Annotated in this window: 15 protein-coding genes and 1 riboswitch; of the genes, 2 read left to right on the forward strand and 13 right to left on the reverse strand. The window is 64.3% G+C overall.

Annotated elements, in window-relative coordinates; all coding sequences use genetic code 11:
• Positions 1-22 precede the first annotated feature (22 nt).
• From DM806_RS18705 to DM806_RS18720, 4 genes are all read right to left on the reverse strand, one after another.
• A complete protein-coding gene (locus DM806_RS18705) occupies positions 23-1,234 on the reverse strand; it encodes a carbohydrate porin (RefSeq protein ID WP_179044672.1) in 1,212 nt (403 codons plus the stop codon).
• Positions 1,235-1,423: 189 nt separating this feature from the next.
• Positions 1,424-2,020, reverse strand: coding sequence for a nicotinamide riboside transporter PnuC (pnuC, locus tag DM806_RS18710; RefSeq protein ID WP_179044673.1), 597 nt, complete (start codon positions 2,018-2,020; stop codon positions 1,424-1,426).
• The gene (locus DM806_RS18715; protein WP_372859633.1) at positions 2,020-3,162 is read right to left on the reverse strand and encodes a phosphotransferase enzyme family protein; all 1,143 of its coding nucleotides are present in this window, start codon (positions 3,160-3,162) and stop codon (positions 2,020-2,022) included. The genes pnuC and DM806_RS18715 overlap by 1 nt, the downstream gene beginning before the upstream one ends.
• Positions 3,159-5,453 (reverse strand): TonB-dependent receptor, encoded by a 2,295-nt coding sequence (locus tag DM806_RS18720; RefSeq protein ID WP_179044674.1) that lies wholly within the window; start codon positions 5,451-5,453, stop codon positions 3,159-3,161. The genes DM806_RS18715 and DM806_RS18720 overlap by 4 nt, the downstream gene beginning before the upstream one ends.
• A gap of 33 nt (positions 5,454-5,486) precedes the next feature.
• A riboswitch (TPP riboswitch) is annotated at positions 5,487-5,596 on the reverse strand.
• 292 nt (positions 5,597-5,888) lie between these two features.
• On the opposite strand from DM806_RS18720, the gene DM806_RS18725 reads away from it, so the two are divergent.
• The gene (locus DM806_RS18725) at positions 5,889-6,626 is read left to right on the forward strand and encodes a hypothetical protein (protein WP_256869392.1); all 738 of its coding nucleotides are present in this window, start codon (positions 5,889-5,891) and stop codon (positions 6,624-6,626) included.
• Positions 6,627-6,698: 72 nt separating this feature from the next.
• On the opposite strand, the gene DM806_RS18730 is transcribed toward DM806_RS18725, so the two are convergent.
• On the reverse strand, positions 6,699-7,157 hold the full coding sequence (locus DM806_RS18730; RefSeq protein WP_179044676.1) for a hypothetical protein: 459 nt from the start codon (positions 7,155-7,157) through the stop codon (positions 6,699-6,701).
• A gap of 224 nt (positions 7,158-7,381) precedes the next feature.
• Between DM806_RS18730 and tenA the strand changes: the two genes are divergently transcribed.
• Complete coding sequence (tenA, locus tag DM806_RS18735; protein ID WP_372859629.1) at positions 7,382-8,044, forward strand: thiaminase II; 663 nt, start codon at positions 7,382-7,384, stop codon at positions 8,042-8,044.
• Here tenA and DM806_RS18740 read toward each other — a convergent pair.
• The 8 genes from DM806_RS18740 to DM806_RS18775 form a co-directional block, all read right to left on the reverse strand.
• The gene (locus DM806_RS18740; protein WP_179044677.1) at positions 8,017-8,901 is read right to left on the reverse strand and encodes a BadF/BadG/BcrA/BcrD ATPase family protein; all 885 of its coding nucleotides are present in this window, start codon (positions 8,899-8,901) and stop codon (positions 8,017-8,019) included. The two genes, tenA and DM806_RS18740, sit on opposite strands and share 28 nt — an antisense overlap.
• Before the next feature lie 116 nt (positions 8,902-9,017).
• Positions 9,018-9,428, reverse strand: coding sequence for a hypothetical protein (locus tag DM806_RS18745; RefSeq protein WP_179044678.1), 411 nt, complete (start codon positions 9,426-9,428; stop codon positions 9,018-9,020).
• 2 nt (positions 9,429-9,430) lie between these two features.
• Positions 9,431-10,900: an aldehyde dehydrogenase gene (locus DM806_RS18750; RefSeq protein WP_179044679.1), complete on the reverse strand. Its 1,470-nt coding sequence runs from the start codon at positions 10,898-10,900 to the stop codon at positions 9,431-9,433.
• Positions 10,901-10,915: 15 nt separating this feature from the next.
• Complete coding sequence (locus DM806_RS18755) at positions 10,916-13,315, reverse strand: TonB-dependent receptor (RefSeq protein ID WP_256869393.1); 2,400 nt, start codon at positions 13,313-13,315, stop codon at positions 10,916-10,918.
• Positions 13,316-13,526: 211 nt separating this feature from the next.
• Positions 13,527-15,002, reverse strand: a complete 1,476-nt coding sequence (locus DM806_RS18760; protein WP_179044680.1) for a carotenoid oxygenase family protein — start codon at positions 15,000-15,002, stop codon at positions 13,527-13,529.
• Between the two features lie 49 nt (positions 15,003-15,051).
• Positions 15,052-16,701 carry a GMC family oxidoreductase gene (locus tag DM806_RS18765; protein ID WP_179044681.1) on the reverse strand — a complete coding sequence of 550 codons (1,650 nt, stop codon included), beginning with the start codon at positions 16,699-16,701 and terminating at the stop codon, positions 15,052-15,054.
• Positions 16,702-16,709: 8 nt separating this feature from the next.
• Complete coding sequence (locus DM806_RS18770) at positions 16,710-18,893, reverse strand: PQQ-dependent dehydrogenase, methanol/ethanol family (protein WP_179044682.1); 2,184 nt, start codon at positions 18,891-18,893, stop codon at positions 16,710-16,712.
• Positions 18,894-18,901: 8 nt separating this feature from the next.
• On the reverse strand, positions 18,902-19,816 hold the full coding sequence (locus tag DM806_RS18775) for an NAD(P)H-binding protein (protein WP_179044683.1): 915 nt from the start codon (positions 19,814-19,816) through the stop codon (positions 18,902-18,904).
• Positions 19,817-19,904: the final 88 nt, after the last annotated feature.

Below are 19,904 nucleotides of genomic sequence, written 5' to 3' on the forward strand. Positions count from 1 at the left end.
GTCAGACTCGGATAGTCGCCATTCAGTCGATCAGGCGAAATGCCATTTCCACGCGCAGCCCGACAACCCAGGCGTCGTCGATGGATGGATCGGCGGACGGGTGGCGGACATATTGCAGGTTGGGCTGGACCGCCAGCCAGGGGGTGATCGGCGCGCGATAGGTGGCCTCCGCCACCATTTCGGATCGTCCGGCATCATTGACGCGACGATATTCGGGCGAGGTGAACGCCCCGATGACGGCCAGGCCCATTTCGTCCTCCGGCCGGCCACCGATCCAGCCGCTCAGTTTCACGCCTGCGCTCACGAAGCGGTCGAACATATTATAATGTTTGGCGGCGGTACCCAGGCGGAAGAAGCCATCGACGCGCCGGTCGCCACTTTCCGCCAGGGTCTTCTCGCCGCGCAGATAGATGCCGGCATTGCCGCCGCCATGGGTGCCCTCGAACCGGTCGAAGGAGGATGTGTAGCGCCAGTGGCCCAGTAGGAGCCGGCCGCCGGCGACCGGCGCCTCCACCTCGCCGATCAGCAACGCGCCCTCGCCGCCGCCCAGCCGGATGCTGGTACGGGACGGATGTTCGGGATTGCCCGGCATGCCGTCCAGGATCGCTGCCCGCACTGCCCATCCCTTCGCCGGACGATAGAGCAGGCGTGCAGCCAGCCCCGTGGCCGGAAAGATGGACGGACCGTTGCGACCTGACATGCCGATGTCGCTTCCCATACCATGCGCGCCTCCGACGAACAGGGTCGCCGTTTCCAGCACGTCGAACTCCGAATTGAGGTCGTAGATGCCGGCCCGTATCGACAGGTCGGGCGCGACCATCTGGTCGATCCAGGCTTCGTAGAGCTTGAATGCCTGCGCATTAGCCTCGATCTCGCTCACCATCTGCGCGTCGCCGACGACTTGGGAGATGGACTGGCCATTATTGTAGAGACCGTAGACATGCATCTCGGCCCCTTCCCAGCCGACCAGATCCTCCAGATCGACCTCCAGCACCAGATCGAGATTGTCGAGATAGCGCGCGCGCCGCTTTACCCCGCCCGCCACCACGCCCATCGTGTCGCTGCTATAGGAAATATCGAGTACGACCGGCCCTTCGCCCGGTGTCTGTTGTCCTGCATGAATATGCGAGTGGGGACGGATGGGAACCAGCGGATTGCTGTTCGTCGCCGGTGCAGGCTCCCCCGCCGGAATGGCTGCGGCAGCCGCCGCCAGTAGCAGGGCGGCGCCGATCATCGGGCGGTCCCTTCATTCGGATCACGGGCAGGGGGCAATATCATGACCCGCAAGACTAAGTGTATAGCCGTCTATATATAGAATGGATCACGACCAGCTTACGCAATGAATGATCGAAATGCAGCGCCCTTGCGGCAGGAAACGCCGACGACGATCCCGGCGCGATCGGCCGCAGCCGTCCTGCTCCGTTCACACTTCTCCCTGCACTCCCGAATGCGGCCGGACCGCAGGCGCGGCTCCGACCTGTTGCCAGCGCCTATACCCTTGCACGGCGAGGAGGATCATCGCCCCATAGAGGCCGGCGGTCAGCCACAGCTCCTTGAACGCGAACATGCCGACATAGAATATGTCGACCATGATCCAGAGCAGCCAGCTGGCCGCATGGCGGCGCGCCGTCCAATATTGGGCGACGAGACTGAAGCTGCTGAGCGCCGCGTCCATCCAGGGCAGCGCCGCGCTGGTGAAACGGCTTGTAAACCAGCCGATCGTGACGGCGCCAATGGCGCCTGCCGCGAGGCCGGCCGCAGCCCGCACGACCGGCAACCGCTGTACGACAATGTCTCCCTCATCCTCCTTGCCCCGCGCCCACAGGATCCAGCCATAGAAGATGGCGATGCCGAACAGCGCTTGCAGCACCATGTCCGCATAAAGGCGCACATCGAGGAAAATCCTGAAATAGAGCGCGCAGGCCAGGAGATTGACGGGCCAGCACAGCATCTTGCGCTTCGCCGTCAGCCAGATGCCCAGGAAACTGACGGCGACGGCGATGATCTCCAGCATCGACATCAGCCCGCTGCTCCGCACTGAATCCGCTGCACGAAATCCTGTCCCGCATCGGACAGAAACCATTCGGCATGATCGATCAGATACTCCTTCCACGCCACGCTCGCCTGCGTGCGATCGCCCACTATGCCGGCAAAATAATCCACCTCCGACAAGGCGAATTCCACATGGACCAGCGGCAGGAGGCGTGCCACGCTTTCCCTATCGGCGCGATCGAGCGGCGCCACCGTTTCATATCCAGCGATCATCGCCAGGGCGGCGTCCGCATCGGCCAGTTCGCCATCCTTCCTCTGCCCCAGTTCCAGCCATCGAACGCAGGTCCGCTCGATCGCGGTGGCCAGATCGTGAAGCGCACAGGTGCGGGTCGCCAGTCCGAAATCGAAGATGGTCTCCACCGCGCCATCGGTCGACCAGAGCAGATTGGACGGATGCCAGTCATTATGGGTCCAGAGCGGCGCCTGGCGCTCCAGCCGTTCCGGCAATCCTCCGCCGAGCAAGGCGAACAGCCGCGCCAGTTCCTGCCGCCAGGGCTTGTCCCCCAGGAATGCGGCCAGCGCCGGGCGGGCCGACACATAGGTTTCGGCAGCCGCCAGCGGATCGTGCGCGGTAAGGATGGTGAAGCTGGCGATCAGCGGATGGTCGCCGCGTGGCGCTGCGGCGTAATCCCGGGCAGCCAGATGCAGCCGCCCCAGCGCCACGCCCGCCGCATAGGAGTGGCGATGCGTCAGGAATGGCGTCCAGGACGGCCGGTCGCGATAGAGATCGACGCCGGATGCGGCGCGGTGAAGTTCATAGGTCCATTCGCTCTGCGCGATCGCGCCCGCGCCGTCTGCCGCCGCCACGACCTCGGGCACGGGCACTCCCGCGGACCGCAGATGCGCCATATAGCCATGTTCCTCCGTCAGCGCGGCCGGAGTACGCAGCCTTTGATGGTGTCGCTTGAGGAAATAGGCGCCCCGGTCGGTTTCGATGAGCGTCGCTGCGGAAAACGGGCGCGGGGAATGCCACCGCAGGGAGGTCACGCATCCGGCGGCCGGAAAGCAGGCCAGGACCGCCTCGGCTTCGGCCATCGTGATGGCGGGCCATGTCGGCGTTTCCAGCGCCGTGCCCATGCCATGCACGAGATGGCCGCCGCTCACGATCAGAAGGCCCGCGACAGCGTCGCCACGAAGGCGCGTCCGCTGCCCACATAATAGCCCGGCGCCGAACCCGCGATCAGGGTGCCGTTGCGGCCGATCACATCCTGCGCGTTGCTGCTGATCGTCTGGATGCCCGACAGGACGCGCGGGTTGGTGACGTTGATCGCATTGAGGCGCAGGTCAGTGCGCTGCTTATCGATCAGCCCGGCCAGATGAAGGCCGATCGCCAGGTCGAGCGTGGCATAGCCCTTGATGCTCTCGTCATTCATGAACGTCGCATATTGGCGACCGACATATTTGAGCGCCGTGCTGCCGAACAGGCGGCCGTCGTCATAGGTGCTGCCCACGGCGAACTGGAAGCGCGGGCTGGCGACCGCGCGCTTGCCCTTCGTCGGCAGCAGGTCGCCGCCCAGCAGAAGATCGTCGTTCAGCCGAGTGTGCAGATATTCACCCGAAGCATAGAGGCTGAACCCCTTGGCCGGGCGATAGTCGATTTCGCCATCGAGGCCATAGCTTGTCTGGCTGCCGCTGTTGATCGTCGAATTGACCAGAGCGCCGCCGCTGTTCACCACCGTCGCCACCTGACGATTGCGGAAGTGATAGTGGAAGCCGGTCAGGGAGAAGGACAGGCTCGGCCCGATATAGCGATATCCCAGTTCCTGCGAGACGCTATATTCATTCTTGAGCGCGTCAGTCCCTTGGCTGACCAGTTCGCCGCCATAATAGCTGTTGTAGAGCGCAAACTCGTTGGGCGTGCGGAAGCTGGTGGTGATGTTGGCGAACAGTTGCTGCCGATCGTTAAGCTGGTAATGGACCGCCGCGCGCGGCAGGGCGGCAAAACTGTCGACATGCACTGTCGATTGCGGCCCCGGCAGATAGTTACGGCCATTGCGCAGCAGGCTGACTCCCTTGAACCCGACATCGATGCCCAGCCGCGGCGTGACCGCAATGCTGTCCGCCAGGAAAAAGCCCTTGGTCACAGTGACCGTCCGCTGATTTTCATAGGCGAGCAGTCGCCCGTCGGCGGTGCGGATCGCCTTGTTCTGATAGCCCCATGCATCGACCGGCCGCCCGTTCGCGTCGATCGACGTATAGCTTTGGGTCACGCGGTCGGTGCCATAGTCGAACCACAGGCCCGCGGTGATCGTGTGGACACCCGCCTGCAAGGTCAGCTTGCTCACATCGCCGACGCGCCTCTGCTTGCCGGTCCAGTTGCCGAGTACCGTCGCCACGCCATCCACCGCGCCGGGCAGCGCAATCGGCTGCGTCAGTTCTTCTGTCCCCAGGAAATTGCCGGTGGTGGTGAGCTGCGTGCCATAGGGCGAATTGCCATGCCCCATCTGAAGATAGGCGCTGCTGTCGAAGGTCAGCCTGTCGCTCAGCTGGATATGCACCGGCGCGGCGAAATAGAGATTGCGGAACGGCGCGCGATAGAGGCGCCAATAGCTCGTGTCGCCGTCGGTATAGCGTTCCGTGAAGTTGAAGCCGCGCCCGCTCGCCTGCCAGTCCGCCATGGTGGGGCTGGGATAGGTGGAGGTGATCGCGTCATTATAGGAAATGGCGAGGCTGGCGCGATTGCCCTCGCCCCATTCGTGCAGCAGCTTGGCGTCGATATGCTGGCGCTTGTCATATCCCGCCCCGCGCCAGTTGTCCGCGCGGTTGTTGGAGTAGGATATGAACCCCTTGAGACCGCTGCTGCCAATCTCCCCGGTATCGAACCGCAGGAAGGCGCGCCGCTGATCGTAGGAACCGACCGACAGATTGACCAGAGCGCCCATCTCCGCCTTGGGATCATCCAGCATCAGCGAGAGCGTCCCGCCCGCCGACGCGACGACCGGGGCGTCAATGTCGGCCGCGCCCTGGGCCAGCGCGATCTGCCGGACATTTTCGGCGTCGGCAAACTGGGACGGATAGGCATAATAATAGCCGATGTCGTTCTGCGGCGCGCCTTCCAGCAGCACGCCGATCTGGTCCTGCCCCAGGCCACGCAGCGTCAGGCTGGACGTGGCGGACAGGCCATAGGGATCGCTGGACGACACATTCGCGCCGGGCAGCAGGTTGACCAGCTGGAAGGCGTTGAGCGTCGGCGCCTGCTTGCTGATGAAGGCTTCCGCAATCGAACTGACCGCTTTGGGCGCGATCTGGTCGGGCAACAGGCCTTGCGGGTCGGGATAGCCTGTGACCTCTATGGTGGCGCGTTCCTGTTCGTCGCTTTCTGCCGCAACGGCGGCAGGCGTCGAAAAGAGCATCGCGGTCGCCAGCGCAACCCGTCCAACCAAAGTCGCATCAATCGTCATCGTCTCACGTCCACTCCACATGGAGGGACAACGGCCATGCCGCCTTGCCCTCCCTACGCCGGTATCAGCCGGATCAGGTTCAGCGGGTCGTGGTCTGCTGACCACCTCTCAGCCGCGCATGAGCGGCCCCCCGGGGATGGCGCCCTTTATGCGCTGGAATGCGGCGTGGAAAGTCTTATTTGAGGCAACGTCGTTACAAGCCGAGGTCATTATGCGGCGAGACGCCGGATCATCGCTCTTGGACGACTGCGCCTCCCCTCTCCCGGTCGAAAGCGATCGAGGTGCCGCCTCTTTGCATTGGCGATGTTGGCTAAAATCGAATGCGCTAAAAATAACACGGTCAAGAGAAAATTAATGGCAATTTTAAGGCAAAATGCTACTCTTTCCAGGCGGGGGTAAATCGACTCTGCGAGGTCCACCATGGGAAAAATGTCAATGGCGGCGCGGGCCGCCTGTTGCCTTGTCGCGCTTGTTTCAGGTCCGACAATGGCCTTGGGTCAAACGACATGCTGGCAAGCACAGGAGCTGGAAGCTGCCAGGGTAAGAGATTTTCAGACGATGCTCATGCTGCAGGCTCTGAAATGTCGAACGATCAACCTGAGTATTTACGAAAAATATAACCAATTCTCGGACAAGAAGCATCATCTCATCGTTAATTATGACAATGTCCTGAAGACGCGATATATGCGTGAACGCGGGATCGCCGACGGGCAGAAGGCCTATCAGGAATTTTCCACGAAAGTGGCCAATAGTCATGCGGCTCTGCGACAATCTCCAGGGTCCTGCGACATGGCTGACGGGTTACTGACTTTGGCGATCAATGCCAGTGACACGGACTTGCCGACGCTGGCGCGGAGCTTCTCCGAAAGCCCTGCGGGTGTCGGAGAGGAATGCATCACGGTTGCGCCCGCAACCATGGCCGAAGCTCCCATGGCCGCGCCGGACAAGCCGCCCGCCACCGCGATGGTCGCTGCCGCTGCCCCGCAGGCTCCTGCGGCTGCAGCTCCCCCGCCCCCAGCTCCCCCGGCCCCAGCCCCTTCGCCTGCTGCCGCGCTCGAAGCTGCCGCGATCGCCCTGCAGTCGGCCGCTGCCAGCCTGAAGGCGCAATCGGCGCCCGCAACGCCCAAGCCGGCTGCCGCCACCACGACGGGGGAGGCAACGCCGATAACCTGACCGTCCGGACCAGTGCGACGCCATTGGGGAGCGCCGCACCAGGACTCACCCCTCATCGCAGCCCGCCAAGGCTCATGCGCCGGAATAGGTTATGATGATCACATTATGGTCCCGTTCCCTGGCGATGGCGATCGCGGCCTTCCGCCCCTTTCCTATGGCCGACATCATGCCCGTGCCGCCCGATACGAAGTCCGACGTCTTGCGCAGGCCCGCAGCCGCGAACCTGTCCCGATAGAAGAGCATGACGGCATCCGCATCATCCTGCGTCGTCAGCCGCACCTCATGGCTGCCGCCTCCGGCGGCGGGGACTACCACCGCAACGGTCGATCCCGGATAGCGGGGCGCAAAGTCCGGCATGGTCACGTCGATCGGCTCCACCGATGCCGTGTCGACGGCTTCGGGCACCGGCTTTGCCGCTTCGCCGGTGCCGGCCACGGAATTGGATGCGGGCGCGGCGTCGGTCGATCGGTTCGGCGTGCCGGAACCGCAGGCCGCCAGGATCATCAAGCCAGGGAGAATGAAGAAACGCATGCGAACTCTCCTTCCGTCAAGCACTGGTTAGCCGAGACTGATCGACCGGCGCAAATGGCGTGTGGCATGGCGGTTCACCGGCACAATCGCATCCGCAGCCGGGCGGGCGTCCGACCGAGTGGCAATGGCGGCTGGGATTGAGGTCTGTCACCGCCTATGACGGCTTCACCATCAACGGCGGCTGCCCGATCGGCGCCAGCCCATGCCTTTAAGGAACGAAAGCCGTGGAATTTTGCGACGATATCTGGGCCGAAATCATGCCGCTGCGGCAGGCGATCCTGGCCCAGCCCTTCCTGCAGGAGCTGGCGCAGGGGACATTACCGCCTGAAAGTTTCCGCCATTATATCGTGCAGGACAGCCTCTATCTCGCCGAATATGCGCGCGTGCTGGCGATCGCCGCCGCGCGCGCGCCAACGGCGGCCGGGCGGCTTGAATTTTCCGATGGGGCCAAGGTCGCGGTTCAGGTCGAGGAGGCGTTGCACCAGGCCTTCTTCGCCCAGTTCGGCGTCACCCCCAACATGGCAAAGGTCAGCCTTCCCAGCCCCGCATGCCAGAATTATACCGGCTATCTCATGACGCTGGCCTCGACACGCAGCTATGAGGAACTGATTGCGGGCATCCTCCCCTGCTTCTGGGTCTATTGGGAGGTCGGCTGCGCGATCAAGCCGCGTGCCGTCAGCCCCAATCCCTATGCGCCGTGGATCGATACCTATGCCGATCCGGGTTTTGGCGAGGCGACCGCGCGCGTTCGCGCGCTGGTCGACCAAGCGGCGCGATCCGCGCCCGCCCCCTTGCGCACCGCCATGGCGCAGGCCTTTCGCATGGCGACCCGCTATGAATGGATGTTCTGGGATTCCGCCTATCGACGGGAAGCCTGGCCGATCTGACTGCGGTAGCCCGCCAGATAAAGCGCGCCGTCCAGCGGATCGCCCAGCATCGGGCTCAGACGGGCGACGGTGCGCGCGCGCAGCCAGGGCTGCATCCGGGGAGCGAGGCCGCCGACCAGGGTGCACCGGCTTGCGCCGCGCTCGAAGATCGTCTCGATGAAACGCTCGATATGCTGGACGGCATCCTCGACGATCGATCGCGCAATGGCGTCATCCGCCTCGGCATAGTCCATTACCAGCGGGGCGAAGCTGCCATAATCCTTGGGCGTCGCCTTATCCATCCAGGCGATGGCCTGCGCCGTGTCATGGCCGAATCGCTCCGTCACCGCACGGCTCAGCGGCGTCGCCTGCGTCCGCCCGTCGAGCGCACGCAGGGCATGGCGCATGGCGCTCAGGCCCAGCGCCGCGCCGCTTCCTTCGTCGGAAATGGGGAAGCCATAGCCGCCGATGGTAAAATCCCGCCCTTCCGCGCGCACCTGTGCAATACTGCCGGTGCCCAGGATCAGGATCGCGCCGTCCGCACCGCCATGCGCCCCCAGATTGGCGATGAACGCATCGGTTTCATAGGCGACGGACGCGAAAGGAAAGGCGAAGTCGCGCAGGGCATCGCGGACGCCCGGCCGCGAGATGCCGGCTATGCCCATGCCTGCCTGTATCGTCGCCGCCTGCGCTTCCGACAGGCCCGCTTCGGCGATCGCCTGCTCCGTCACCGATCGCAGCGTCGCGTAAAGCGGTTCCAGCCCGATCCGTGCGTTGGCGGTGCCGCCGGACCCGGCGCCAACCATTGTCCCGTCCGCCGCGATCAGTCGCGCCCGGCAATTGCTGCCGCCAGCATCGATACCCAGATAAAAGCCCATGGGACACGCTTCCCCCTTTTTGCTTTCGCCCCAATAGCCTGCCATGGTGATCAGGTCGATGCCGGGATGGTTCGAAGCGGCCTTAGCCCTCGATCAGATGGCAGCGGAGGCGGCGTCTACCACCGCAAAAGCCCCGTTATCTCCCGTCGCCACGGCCACAGCAGGATGGCATTGAGCAGCAGCGTCACGACCCCGAACGCATATTCGACCACACCCGGATCGAGCACGAAATTCCAGTAGCCGATCACGATGTTGAGCGGCACGCAGGCGAGCGCGGCCGGCAACACCGCCCGGTTCGCCAGCACCAGCAGCGCGACGATCACCTCCATGACCTTGATCCAGGCGAACAGGCCCGAATGGATCAGCGCCAGCGTGAATTCCCGCGCCAGTGGCGTATTGCCGAGCGGCTGGAGATCGAAGGGGGTGAAATATTCTACCCCCGAAAAGAGGAACCAGCCGCCGAAGACGATCCGGGCGGCGGTAAAGGCCGTCCCCGTCCCGCGCGCCCGCGCATCCAGAGCAATCATGCTCAAAAACCCGCGGGCACGCCGTCGAGCAGGATCGTCTTGGTTTCCAGATAGGGGTGCAGCCCCTCCACCCCGCCTTCACGGCCAATGCCCGACTGCTTGAACCCGCCGAAGGGCAGACCGAACTCCAGCTTCATGCCATTCTGGCCAAAGCCGCCTGCGCGGATTCGTCGACCGATGCGGTATGCGGCGTCGGCATCGTTGGTCAGCACCGATCCATTGAGGCCAAAGGCGCTGTCATTGGCGATGCGGATCGCATCCTCCTCATCCTCCGCCGGGATCAGGCACAACACCGGGCCGAAAATCTCCTCCTGCGCGATACGGCTCCGATTATCGACATTGGCGAACAGGGTCGGCTCAATGAAATAGCCCTTGTTCATATGTGCTGGACGATTGCCGCCCGTGACCAGATCGGCGCTGTCCTGGCCAAGCGCAATATACTCCTCGACCCGCTCCATCTGCCGCTTCATCGCCACCGGCCCCAGTTGCGTGTCGGGCGCGTCGCTATGCCCGATGCGGATGCCCTGCATCACTTTCGCGATGGCATCGGCCAGTTCGTCATGCCGATGCCTGGGCACGATCGCGCGGCTCAGCATCGCGCAGACCTGCCCGCTCATGATCGTGATGGTGTTGCCCAGGATCGCGGCCGCCGCCTCGATCGGGAAGTCGTCACGGACGATCGCCGCCGACTTGCCGCCCAGTTCCAGCGTGCAGCGCGCCACCCGCCCGGCGCAAACCTCGCCGATCCGCTTGCCCGCCAGCGTCGATCCGGTGAAGCTCACCTTGTCGACGCCCGGATTGCGGACCAGATGGTCCGACGCCTCGCGCCCGGCCGCGACCAGGTTGAGAACACCCGCTGGCACGCCCGCCGCCTCCGCCGCTTCGGCGATAATATAGGCTTCCAGCGGCGTCTCGGGCGACGGCTTCATGATGACGGCGCAGCCCGCGACCAGCGCATAGGCGACCTTGGCCGACATGATGCCATAGGGCGCGTTCCACGGCGCGATCGCCACGACCACGCCCGCCGGTTCCTGTACCACGATCGCGGTGTTCACCATGTGCGAAGGCCGCCGCTCCACGAAGCGGTAGCTGTCCGCATAGCCGGCGATCGCCATCAAGGTTGCGGTCGCCCCGCCCGTCATGATCGGAGCGAAGCTCGCCAGCCCGCCGACCTGCGCGGTCCAGGCCGCCGCCAGTTCGGGCGCGCGCTTTTCCAGCTCCGCCCCCAGGCGCCGAACAATCGCCCCGCGCTCGGCCGGGTCCATGGTCGGCCACGGCCCCTCGTCGAACGCCTTGCGCGCGGCGGCGACGGCCCGGTCCATGTCCGCCTCGCTCGCTTCGGCGACACGAGCGATGACCTCCTCACTATTGGGCGAGACGATCTCGATCGCCCTATCGCCGGTCGGATCGACCCAGACGCCACCAATGAACAGCCTGTCGGGATGGGCGATACGAATGCCTGCGGGTACCATGCTGTCCATCTCCTCTCAGAAGCTCTTCTTCGCCGTGACCGTCCATTCGCGCGGCCGCCCGACGGTGCCGGTGACGACGCCGAACGTGCCGACATTTTCAGCCACGCCATTATAGTAGAATTTGTCGAAGACATTGGTCACGCCGGCGCTCAGCGACCAATCCTTGTCCGGCGCCTGATAGGTCAGCCGGGCGTTCACCAGGCTAGGCGCGTCGATCAGATTATAAGGGTTGTTGACCGAGTTATAATAGAAGTCGGACCGCCACGACCAATCGACCCGCGGCGTCAGCGTCCCATTGCCGCCCAGATCCGCCTCATATTGAATGCCCGCCGACAATTGCCATTTGCTGATGAACGGCGCGATCATGTCCTTGGTGACGAGCGTCGCCGGATTGGTGATCTTCTTGTAATCGAAATCGAGATAGCCGACCGACGCATCGATCGAAAGGCCGTCGACCGGATGGAACTGCGCCTCCGCTTCCCAGCCCAGCACCTCCGCATCGCCCGCATTGGACGGCACCGAACAGGACAGCACCACGCTTTCCGGGCACTGGTAGCGAACTAGCTGCATATCCTTATATTTGTTCAGGAACACCGCGCCATTCAGTCGCAGCATCCGATCGAACAGGTCGGCCTTAAATCCCGCCTCATAGGTGGTCAGCTTTTCCGGGCCGAAGGTCAGCACCTGATCCGGCGCGGACGGACGCGGATTGATGCCCCCGCCCTTGAAGCCGGTTGACACCTGCGCATAGGTCATCAACGCATCGGACCAGCGATAATTGACGCCCAGCCGGTAATCCAGCCGATCGCCGGTGAAGGTACCGACCAACCCGTCCAGCCCGACGAGCAGAAAATTGGGCGTGAAGAAGGCGCCGCTCGGCAGGCTGCCGTCCACATTGCGGCGCGAATAACGATAGGTCTTCCTATCGTCGGTGTAGCGCAGGCCGCCAATGATGTTGAAAGCCTCGGTCACATGGAACTCCGCATGGGCAAAGGCCGAAATGCTGCGGTTCTTGATGACGTCGTCCGACAGGAAGTCGAACAGCAGGGTCGGAATCTGGCTGCGCCCCTCGATCGTGTCGGTCGCCTTGTAGTAGAAGCCGCCGACGGTCAGGTCGACCGCGTCGTTGAAATTGGCGCTCAGGCGCAATTCCTGCGTGAACTGCTCATGGCCATAGGTGAACTGCTGCAACAATATGGCGAGCGGCGACCCGTCGACATCGATCGCGCTGGTGCCGTCGGCCTGCCGATAACCGGTGATCGACTTGAGCTTGAGCATGTCCGACAGATCATAGTCGATCGTGCCCGATATGCCCCAGGCCTTGACCGTACTGGTCGGGCTGGCGCTGAAACCGCCCGGCGCGATCTGCGTGGGGATGCCGAACACGGTCGTATAATTGCCACCCGTCGCATAGGTGGCATAGGAGGTGTAGCTCTTCGCCCCGGTCAGGAAACGGCTGTCGAACGGGATGCCGGCCGTCGCATCGCCCGCGACATAGCTGCGAACGGCAGGATTGTCGGCGTAGAGCAATTTGGTGGCGACCACCTCGCTCTTGTCCTTCGACACGTCGCCAACGATATTGATCTCGATCGGCGAACCGGCGGGCGCGTAGCGCAGCGCGGCGCGCAGCCCCATCACGTCGATGCCGCCTTCGGTGCCGGTCTGGCAATTTTTGTTGCCGCTGCTCGCCGGGATGCCCGACGCGGGGTTCACGCAACCATAGTCGAGCAGCTTCATATAGCCGTCGACATTCTTCGAAACGCCCGACACGCGCAGGAACAGGTCGTCGGTCAGCGGGATATTGGCGCTGCCGCGCAATTCCAGCCGGTCGAACCGGCCATAGGTCGCCTCGATGAAGCCGCCCGCCGTCGAATCCGGCTTCTTGCTGAATAGCTTCACCGCGCCGCCGACGCTGTTCTTGCCCGCCAGCGTCCCCTGCGGCCCGCGCAGCACCTCGACCCGTTCCAGATCGGTCAGGTCCATCACCGCGCCGAAGGTCGTGCCATAATAGATATCGTCGATATAGATGCCCACGCCCGGCTCCAGCGCGAAGCTGGCGTCGAGCTGCCCCACGCCGCGAATGAAGGCCGCCACGGCGTTGCCCTGAATGCTGGTCGCGGGCGCCAGCGCCACGTTGGGCGCGAATTGGCCCAGGTCGGTGACGCTGGTCTGGCTGCGTGCCGCCAGCGTATCGGCCGTTACCGCTGTGATCGCGATCGGCGTATCCTGCAAATTCTGGGCGCGGAACTGGGCGGTGACGATGATATCGGCGCTGTTCGCCTGTTCGGCCGCCTGCTCTCCGGGCGCTGCCGCCTCCTGCGCCAGTGCAGGCGGCGCCATCATCGCGCCCACCATCGCACTGGCCAGCGCCAGCATCGCCACATGACCTCGAAATGCGCACTTCCCGTTGGACATGATCTTCTCCTCCCTTTCCGTCCGGCCGCTGGCATGGGGAGGGCGACACCGGACCCGCTAGTCTGGTCCGGTCGCGGCGGCGCTGCTGCGCCTGCCTTGTCCTGTCATCCTCTCGCCCGTACCGCCGGCCGATCCTGCTTTGCAGTCCTTGTTGGAGAAGACGGATCGAACCGCCTCTCTCCGAATATCAATAACGATCGTTAGTATTTTGTCAAGCCGCCTGCCGCGCTTTGGCGCCCGCCAATTGCGCCGCCGACACCCATGCGCCATGGACCTGCGCGCGCATCGGCAGGGGCATCGGCGCCCGAGCAATCGGCCCGGCGGCGATCGCGCCGGCATCGACCACCCACAGCTCCGACTGGAACGCGGCCTCTCCGGTCTGCCGGTCCACCACCATCAGCAGCCAGCCTTCATGATCGCCCCGCGCGGACGGCACATGCACCGGCTCGCTGATCGCCATGCCCGGCTCCAGCCCCATCATGTCGATCCGGCCATTGCCCGGCTCGATCCGCAGCAGTGCGTTGAACGCGAAACCGACCGGGCCACCCGGCAGGGGCGGCCCGCCCTGCGGGTTCATCGACAGATACCAGGCCGCCCGATAGGGTCGCCCCTGATCCGCATCGCGCAGTCGCGGCATGTCGCCCGGCGGCCCGACGACCCGCTCCTCATAGCCCTCGCCGGGCTTGCCCATGTCGAAGGTCCAGCGCGTCAGGCCGCCCTGAATGTCGCGCTGGTCGCGCTGCACACCGCCCGCCTCGCGCATGAAACCAAAGGCATTGGTGTCGGACAGGCAGAGGTCGAGGTGGACCAGTCTGCCCTCCTCGAAGGCGTTGACCAGATGGAAGGCCGAAATACCCGGCCGCCCCCTGAACCAGCGCATCTCCTCCACCTTGCCATAGCGCGGCATGATGCCGACCCAACTTTCCAGATCCTGCTGGTGCGCCCAATGCGCCCCGCCCGCCTTCAGCCGGTCGAGGTCGGCCGTCGTCGGAAAGATCGGGAAAATGGCGTAATGCTCGGTGATCGCGAAGTCATGGACGGTCGAGCAATAGGGCTGGTCGAACCATAGCTCGCTTACCAGATTGCCGTCGCGATCGGCGATGCCATAGGCGATCTTGGTCGAACACAGCCCTTCCGCCTCATAGCCGTAGAAGAACATTTCCCCCGTCTGCGGATCGACGCGCGGATGGGCGGTGAAGGTCTGCGACGTGAAGGCGCCATGATAGTCCCAGCGGCCGATCGTCTCCAGCGTGTCGGGATCGACCTCATAGCCCAGGCCATCCTCCTTGGTCATGAACAGCCGCCCGCCATGCCAGACCGGCGTGGTGTTGGCGACGGTGCGGTCACGCCCGACAACGCTCGGATCGTCGGTGAAGGGATTGCGATACTGGCCGAACAGCGCCCGCCGCGCCTCCTTCTCCAGGCTGTATCGTTCGGTCTCGACATAGCGGATCGCATAGTCGACCTTGCCGTCATGGATCGCGAACTTCGCGACCATGCCATCGCCGGACAGCACGATATCGTCAGGGAACATCGGCGGATGCGCCGGATCGGGCACGGCGCGGAAGAAGGCGCCGTCTATCTCCGCCGGAATTTCGCCAATGACCTCCAGATTGCGCGCCGACCATTCGATGCCGACGGGCGTGTTGAGGCCAGTAAAATGGATCGTTTCGGGAAAGCGTCGCACGCCACCTGCTCCTTATCCTCTCGAAGTTAATAATAACGATCGTTATGATTTATGCAAGCGTTTCGCATAGCGTTTGAGATTGTCTATTTCGCTGTCCGCCTTGCAGCGCGCGCAGCACATGGTCCGCCCCCTTGTCACCGATCATGATCGCGGTCGCATTGGTGTTTCCGGCCGGCAGGCTGGGCATGACCGACGCATCGGCGACCCAAAGCCCCTCGATACCGATCACCGCCAGATCGGGATCGACCACCGCCTGAGGATCGCCAACCTGCCCCATCCGCGCGGTTCCGACGGGATGATAGAGCGGGATCGACGCCATCCGCACATAGTCGCGCAACTGTGCCGGATCGTCCAGCGCCTTGCCGGGTCGCAGTTCGCTGCGGATATGCGCCGCAATCGGCGCCTCGGCCAGGATCGACCGGGCAATGCCGATCCCCTCGACGATCTGGTCGATATCCTCCTCGCTGCCGAGCTGCCGATGCTCGATCCTGGGCGGGTCGAACGGGTCGGCGGAGCGCAGGCTGATCCGCCCGCGATGGCTCGGCCGCATCAGCCCGACCAGCGTCGACACTGACGGCGTCTTGCGCAGCATCAACCGCCCCCGCTCGTCAAAGTCGAAGGCGAAGGCCGCGAAACTGATCTGGAGGTTCGGCGCGGGCAGCTCCGGCCGGCTCTTCACGAAGGCCTGGGCATGCCCGATCGCCGTCGTCAGCGCGCCCCGTCGTGCCAGCGCATAGCGCAGCAGCTGCCACGCCCCCCGCAGCCCCTGCGCATCACTGTTGAGCGTCGGCACATCGACCTCATTGACGACATGGGTGCCGACATGGTCCTGAAGGTTCCCGCCGATGCCCGGCACGTCGTGCACCACCTCTATGCCATGCGCGCGCAGATGCTCCGCCGGGCCGATGCCCGATAGCATCAGCAGGCGCGGCGTGTTCATGGCCCCAGCGCTCAGCACCACGCCATGGCGCGCCCGCGCTGTCTTCTCGATCCCGTCCTGCCGATAGACGATGCCCACCGCGCGCCGGTCCTCGATCAGCAGCCGGACGAGCCGCGCCTCCAGCAGGATATTGGGTGCTGTCCCGCCCCTGCGCTCATGGAGATAGCCGCGCGCCGCCGAACAGCGCGTGCCATTGCGCTGGGACACCTGCACATAGTCGACGCCCTCGGCGCTCTTCCCGTTCAGGTCCGGCGATCGGGGGATCCCTGCCGCCTGCGCTGCCGCGATCCACTGGTCGGTGATCGGATAGCGCGCCCGCCCTTCCGACACGGCGATCGGCCCACCCACGCCGCGCCAGGCATCGGCGCCGCGCTCATTATCCTCCATCCGCCGGAAATAGGGCAGGACAGCTTCATAGTCCCATCCCGCCGCGCCCAACCGCGCCCATTCGTCATAATCCCAACGATGCCCGCGAATGAACATCATGCCGTTGAGCGCGCTGCCGCCGCCCAGCATCCGCCCGCCCGGCCAGATATCGGCCCGGCCGCCCAGTGAGGGGTCCGGTTCGACCTGGTAGCACCAGTCATAATCCGGGTTCTGCACGATCGCGCTGGTCAGCGCCGGCACCAGCGACCGCATGTGCCGGTCGCTCTTCCCTGCCTCGACCAGCGTTACCGCCAGCCCCGCCTCTGCCAGCCGCCCGGTCATGGCGCAGCCGGCCGATCCGCCGCCCACGACGATGATGTCAGTCTCTTCCATGGTCGTTCCTAGAAGTTGGACATGATAGCCGAGCTGGGCGCGTCGAGCGGCTGGCCCGCCGCCTGCATCTTCAACTCGCGCGCCCGCACCTTGCCCTGCTCGTCGATCAGCCAGGCGTGCAGCGCGTCGACATCCTGCTGGCTCAGCAGGTCGTCCCATCGCGGCATCCCGCCCGACAGCAGCAGCCCGTCGCGCACGATCTGCCCGAACATCTCGTGCGTCGCCGGCTGCATCCGCCGCAGGTCGGGTGCGGTGGAGCGCAGCTGGTTGCTGTGGCAAATGGCGCAATTCTGGAAGAAGAGCGTCTGCCCCTGCGCGATCGTCGCCGGCGTCACGCCCGGCTTCTGTGCTGGTGACGCTGCTGCGACCTCTACCGGCGGCAAGGGCTGCGGCCTCTCCACCACCCCGCCGTCCAGCTTGAACACCAGGATCCGGTTGGCGTTGCCATAGCGATAGGCCGCCGAATAGCGCGGCACAAACCCCCATCCGCCCCCGCCAAAGCCAGTCGCCACCGCGACATATTGCACGCCTTTCACCCTATAGGTCATGGGCGCCGCCATGATCGAGCTGCCGGTGTCGATCTCCTTGACCAGCTTGCCGCTATCGGCGTCGCGAATGATCAGTTTGCCGCCGATCGTGCCGTGGAAGATCAGGCCCGACGCGGTGGACAACATGCCCATACGGTCCTGCCACCCCTCGGTCGGCACCGACCAGCGCGCCTTGCCGGTCAGTGGATCGATCGCGCGCAATTCGCTGCTATAGGGTTTCTCCTTCACCCATCGCATTTCGGGCAGCTTCTCCACCTGATCCCGGATCGCGGGCGGCAAGGTCGGCAGCACGCTTTCCAGTTGCGGCGTGAAGATCAGGGTGGTCTGGACGTTCAATGCCTTGGGCCGCCGCGCCTGCGCCGGGGTGCCGGGCGGCACGGTGAACATCAGGTTCCCCATGTCCAGTACCGACGCATAATAGCTCTTCCGCTCGGCGTCATAGGCGGCGGGATACCAGTTGCGCGCGCCCGCCGACGCTGGGAAGATGATGCGCGGGCCATTCCAGTAGTTGACCCGCTCGGGCGTCATCTGCGGCGTGCCGTCCTTGTCGAACCCCTTGGTCCAGTTGGTCCGCACCAGCGCATTGACGCGCAGCGGTTTGCCGGTTTCCCGATCGAGCACAAACAGATAGCCGTTCTTGGGCGAATGGAGGATCACCGGCCGGACTTGCCCATCCACCTCCATCTCGGTCAGCACCATCGGCTGGGTGGCGGTGAAATCCCAGCTGTCGCCGGGCGTTTCCTGATAATGCCACTTCACCGCCCCGCTCTTCGCATCGAGCGCGACGATCGAGGAGAGATAGAGATTGGTCCCGCCCTTGGGCGATCGTGTCGCGATCGAATAGGGACCGCCATTACCGACGCCAATATAGACGGTGCCGAACTTGGGATCATAGTTGATCGCGTCCCAGACGGTGCCGCCGCCGCCGATATCCCAGCGACTTTTCGCGTCCCAGGTCTTGAGCGCGGCGTCGAGCGCCCTGTCCTCCTGCGGTCCCTGCGCCGGGTCATGCGGCACGGTGTAGAAGCGCCAGGCCTGCCCGCCATCGGCGATGCGATAGGCGGTCACATAACCGCGGGTGTCATATTCCGCCCCGGCATTGCCGATCAGGACAAGGTCGCCAGCCACCTCGGGCGCGCCAGTGCTGGTATAGCCGCGACTATGGTCGACAATTGTGTCGACCTTCCAGAGAAGTTTCCCATTCTTCGCGTCGAGCGCATAGAGCATCCCGTCCAGCGCGCCGACCATCACCTTGCCATTGGCGACCGCGACCCCGCGATTGGCCTGGTCGCAGCAGGCGGCGCGGTTGGCCTGCATGTCGACCTCCGGCTCGAAGGTCCAGAGCGGCTTGCCGTTCGCCGCATCGAGCGCGTAGACCCGGCCCAGATTGCCGCTGGTGTACATGATGCCGTCGATCACCACCGGCGTCGCTTCCTGCACCCGGTTGGTGCCGAGGTCATAGGACCAGGCCAGCCCCAGCCGCCCAACATTGCCCTTGTCGATATCGGTCAGCCGCGAATGATGGCTGCCCCAGACATCGCCACCGGTATAGGGCCAGTCATCCCCGCCCCCCGCATCGCTCCCGCCCCGTGCGCAGCTTGCCAGCGCCAGCAAGCCGGCGACCGCCAGACAGGCTTTTCTCACTGCTCTTTTCACAGGGGCCAGCTTCCCTTGTGGGCCAGCATCACCTCGCGCAGGCTCCTTGGCTTGCGACCGGTGATCCGTTCGATCCAGTCGGTCTTCTCCGCGAAATAGCCTTCTCGGATCGCTTGGCCGAACGTCACCATGTCGTCGCTCGACCAGGGAATCGGGCCATCCGGCACAATATCGGATGCATGACGCGGCGCACCTAGCGCGTCGAAATAGGCGAACATCGCGTCGTCATCGACCTGCTCTACTAGGATCGGCTTGCCGGCAATCTCGCTTGCCATCGCCATCGCCTGGGGGATGGTGAAAAGTTCCGGCCCGGTGAGCACATAAGCCTTGTTCTCATGACCCGGCTGCGTCAGCACGCCGACAGCCGTCGCCACGCAATCGTCCCGGCTGACGAAGGCGACCGCGCCCTCGCCGCAATTGTCAGGCTTGCCGCCCGCCATCAGCGCCGGGATCGTCATCGGTCCGGCAATCGCCTCGGCATATTGGCTGTCGCGCAAATGGGTCCAGGCCGCGCCCGATGCTTCGATGATTTCCTCGGTCGCGCGATGGTCCAGTTTCACGATTGCCGGGTTGTCCGGCGCGTCGGCGGCGATCAGCGATGTGTAGACGATGTGCCGCACCCCAGCCGCGACCGCTGCTTCCACCGCATTGCGATGCTGGCCGACGCGGGTTCCGACGCGGGCGGTGCTGATCAAGAGCAGCTTTTCTCCGCCACCCATTGCAGCAGGCAGGTTGGCAGGATCATCGAAATCCGCAAACCGCACATCCGCGCCGCGTGCTGCCAGTTCCGACAGATTTGCGGGTGTACGCGACAGGAGAATCACATCGGACGCCTGCACATGCTCCAGCAGCAACTCCGCTGCCGCACGCCCGAACGCGCCTGAAGCGCCTGAAATGATGATCTTCCCCATGCGTCCTTTCGCTTGCATGATCTATCGTCTTGTTGCAGATAATCGTAACGATTGTTATTGTTGCGTCAAGAGAGATGAAAAGGAGAGT

Source organism: Sphingobium lactosutens (genome assembly GCF_013393185.1).
Lineage (GTDB): Bacteria > Pseudomonadota > Alphaproteobacteria > Sphingomonadales > Sphingomonadaceae > Sphingobium > Sphingobium lactosutens_A.

What these genes read in the sequence shown, in the direction of transcription:
- DM806_RS18705 (WP_179044672.1), bottom strand. Translation starts at nt 1,234, where the DNA reads ATGATCGGCGCCGCCCTGCTACTGGCGGCGGCTGCCGCAGCCATTCCG.
- pnuC (WP_179044673.1), bottom strand. Translation starts at nt 2,020, where the DNA reads ATGTCGATGCTGGAGATCATCGCCGTCGCCGTCAGTTTCCTGGGCATC.
- DM806_RS18720 (WP_179044674.1), bottom strand. Translation starts at nt 5,453, where the DNA reads ATGACGATTGATGCGACTTTGGTTGGACGGGTTGCGCTGGCGACCGCG.
- DM806_RS18725 (WP_256869392.1), top strand. Translation starts at nt 5,889, where the DNA reads ATGGCGGCGCGGGCCGCCTGTTGCCTTGTCGCGCTTGTTTCAGGTCCG.
- DM806_RS18730 (WP_179044676.1), bottom strand. Translation starts at nt 7,157, where the DNA reads ATGCGTTTCTTCATTCTCCCTGGCTTGATGATCCTGGCGGCCTGCGGT.
- DM806_RS18740 (WP_179044677.1), bottom strand. Translation starts at nt 8,901, where the DNA reads ATGGGCTTTTATCTGGGTATCGATGCTGGCGGCAGCAATTGCCGGGCG.
- DM806_RS18745 (WP_179044678.1), bottom strand. Translation starts at nt 9,428, where the DNA reads ATGATTGCTCTGGATGCGCGGGCGCGCGGGACGGGGACGGCCTTTACC.
- DM806_RS18750 (WP_179044679.1), bottom strand. Translation starts at nt 10,900, where the DNA reads ATGGTACCCGCAGGCATTCGTATCGCCCATCCCGACAGGCTGTTCATT.
- DM806_RS18755 (WP_256869393.1), bottom strand. Translation starts at nt 13,315, where the DNA reads ATGTCCAACGGGAAGTGCGCATTTCGAGGTCATGTGGCGATGCTGGCG.
- DM806_RS18765 (WP_179044681.1), bottom strand. Translation starts at nt 16,701, where the DNA reads ATGGAAGAGACTGACATCATCGTCGTGGGCGGCGGATCGGCCGGCTGC.
- DM806_RS18775 (WP_179044683.1), bottom strand. Translation starts at nt 19,816, where the DNA reads ATGGGGAAGATCATCATTTCAGGCGCTTCAGGCGCGTTCGGGCGTGCG.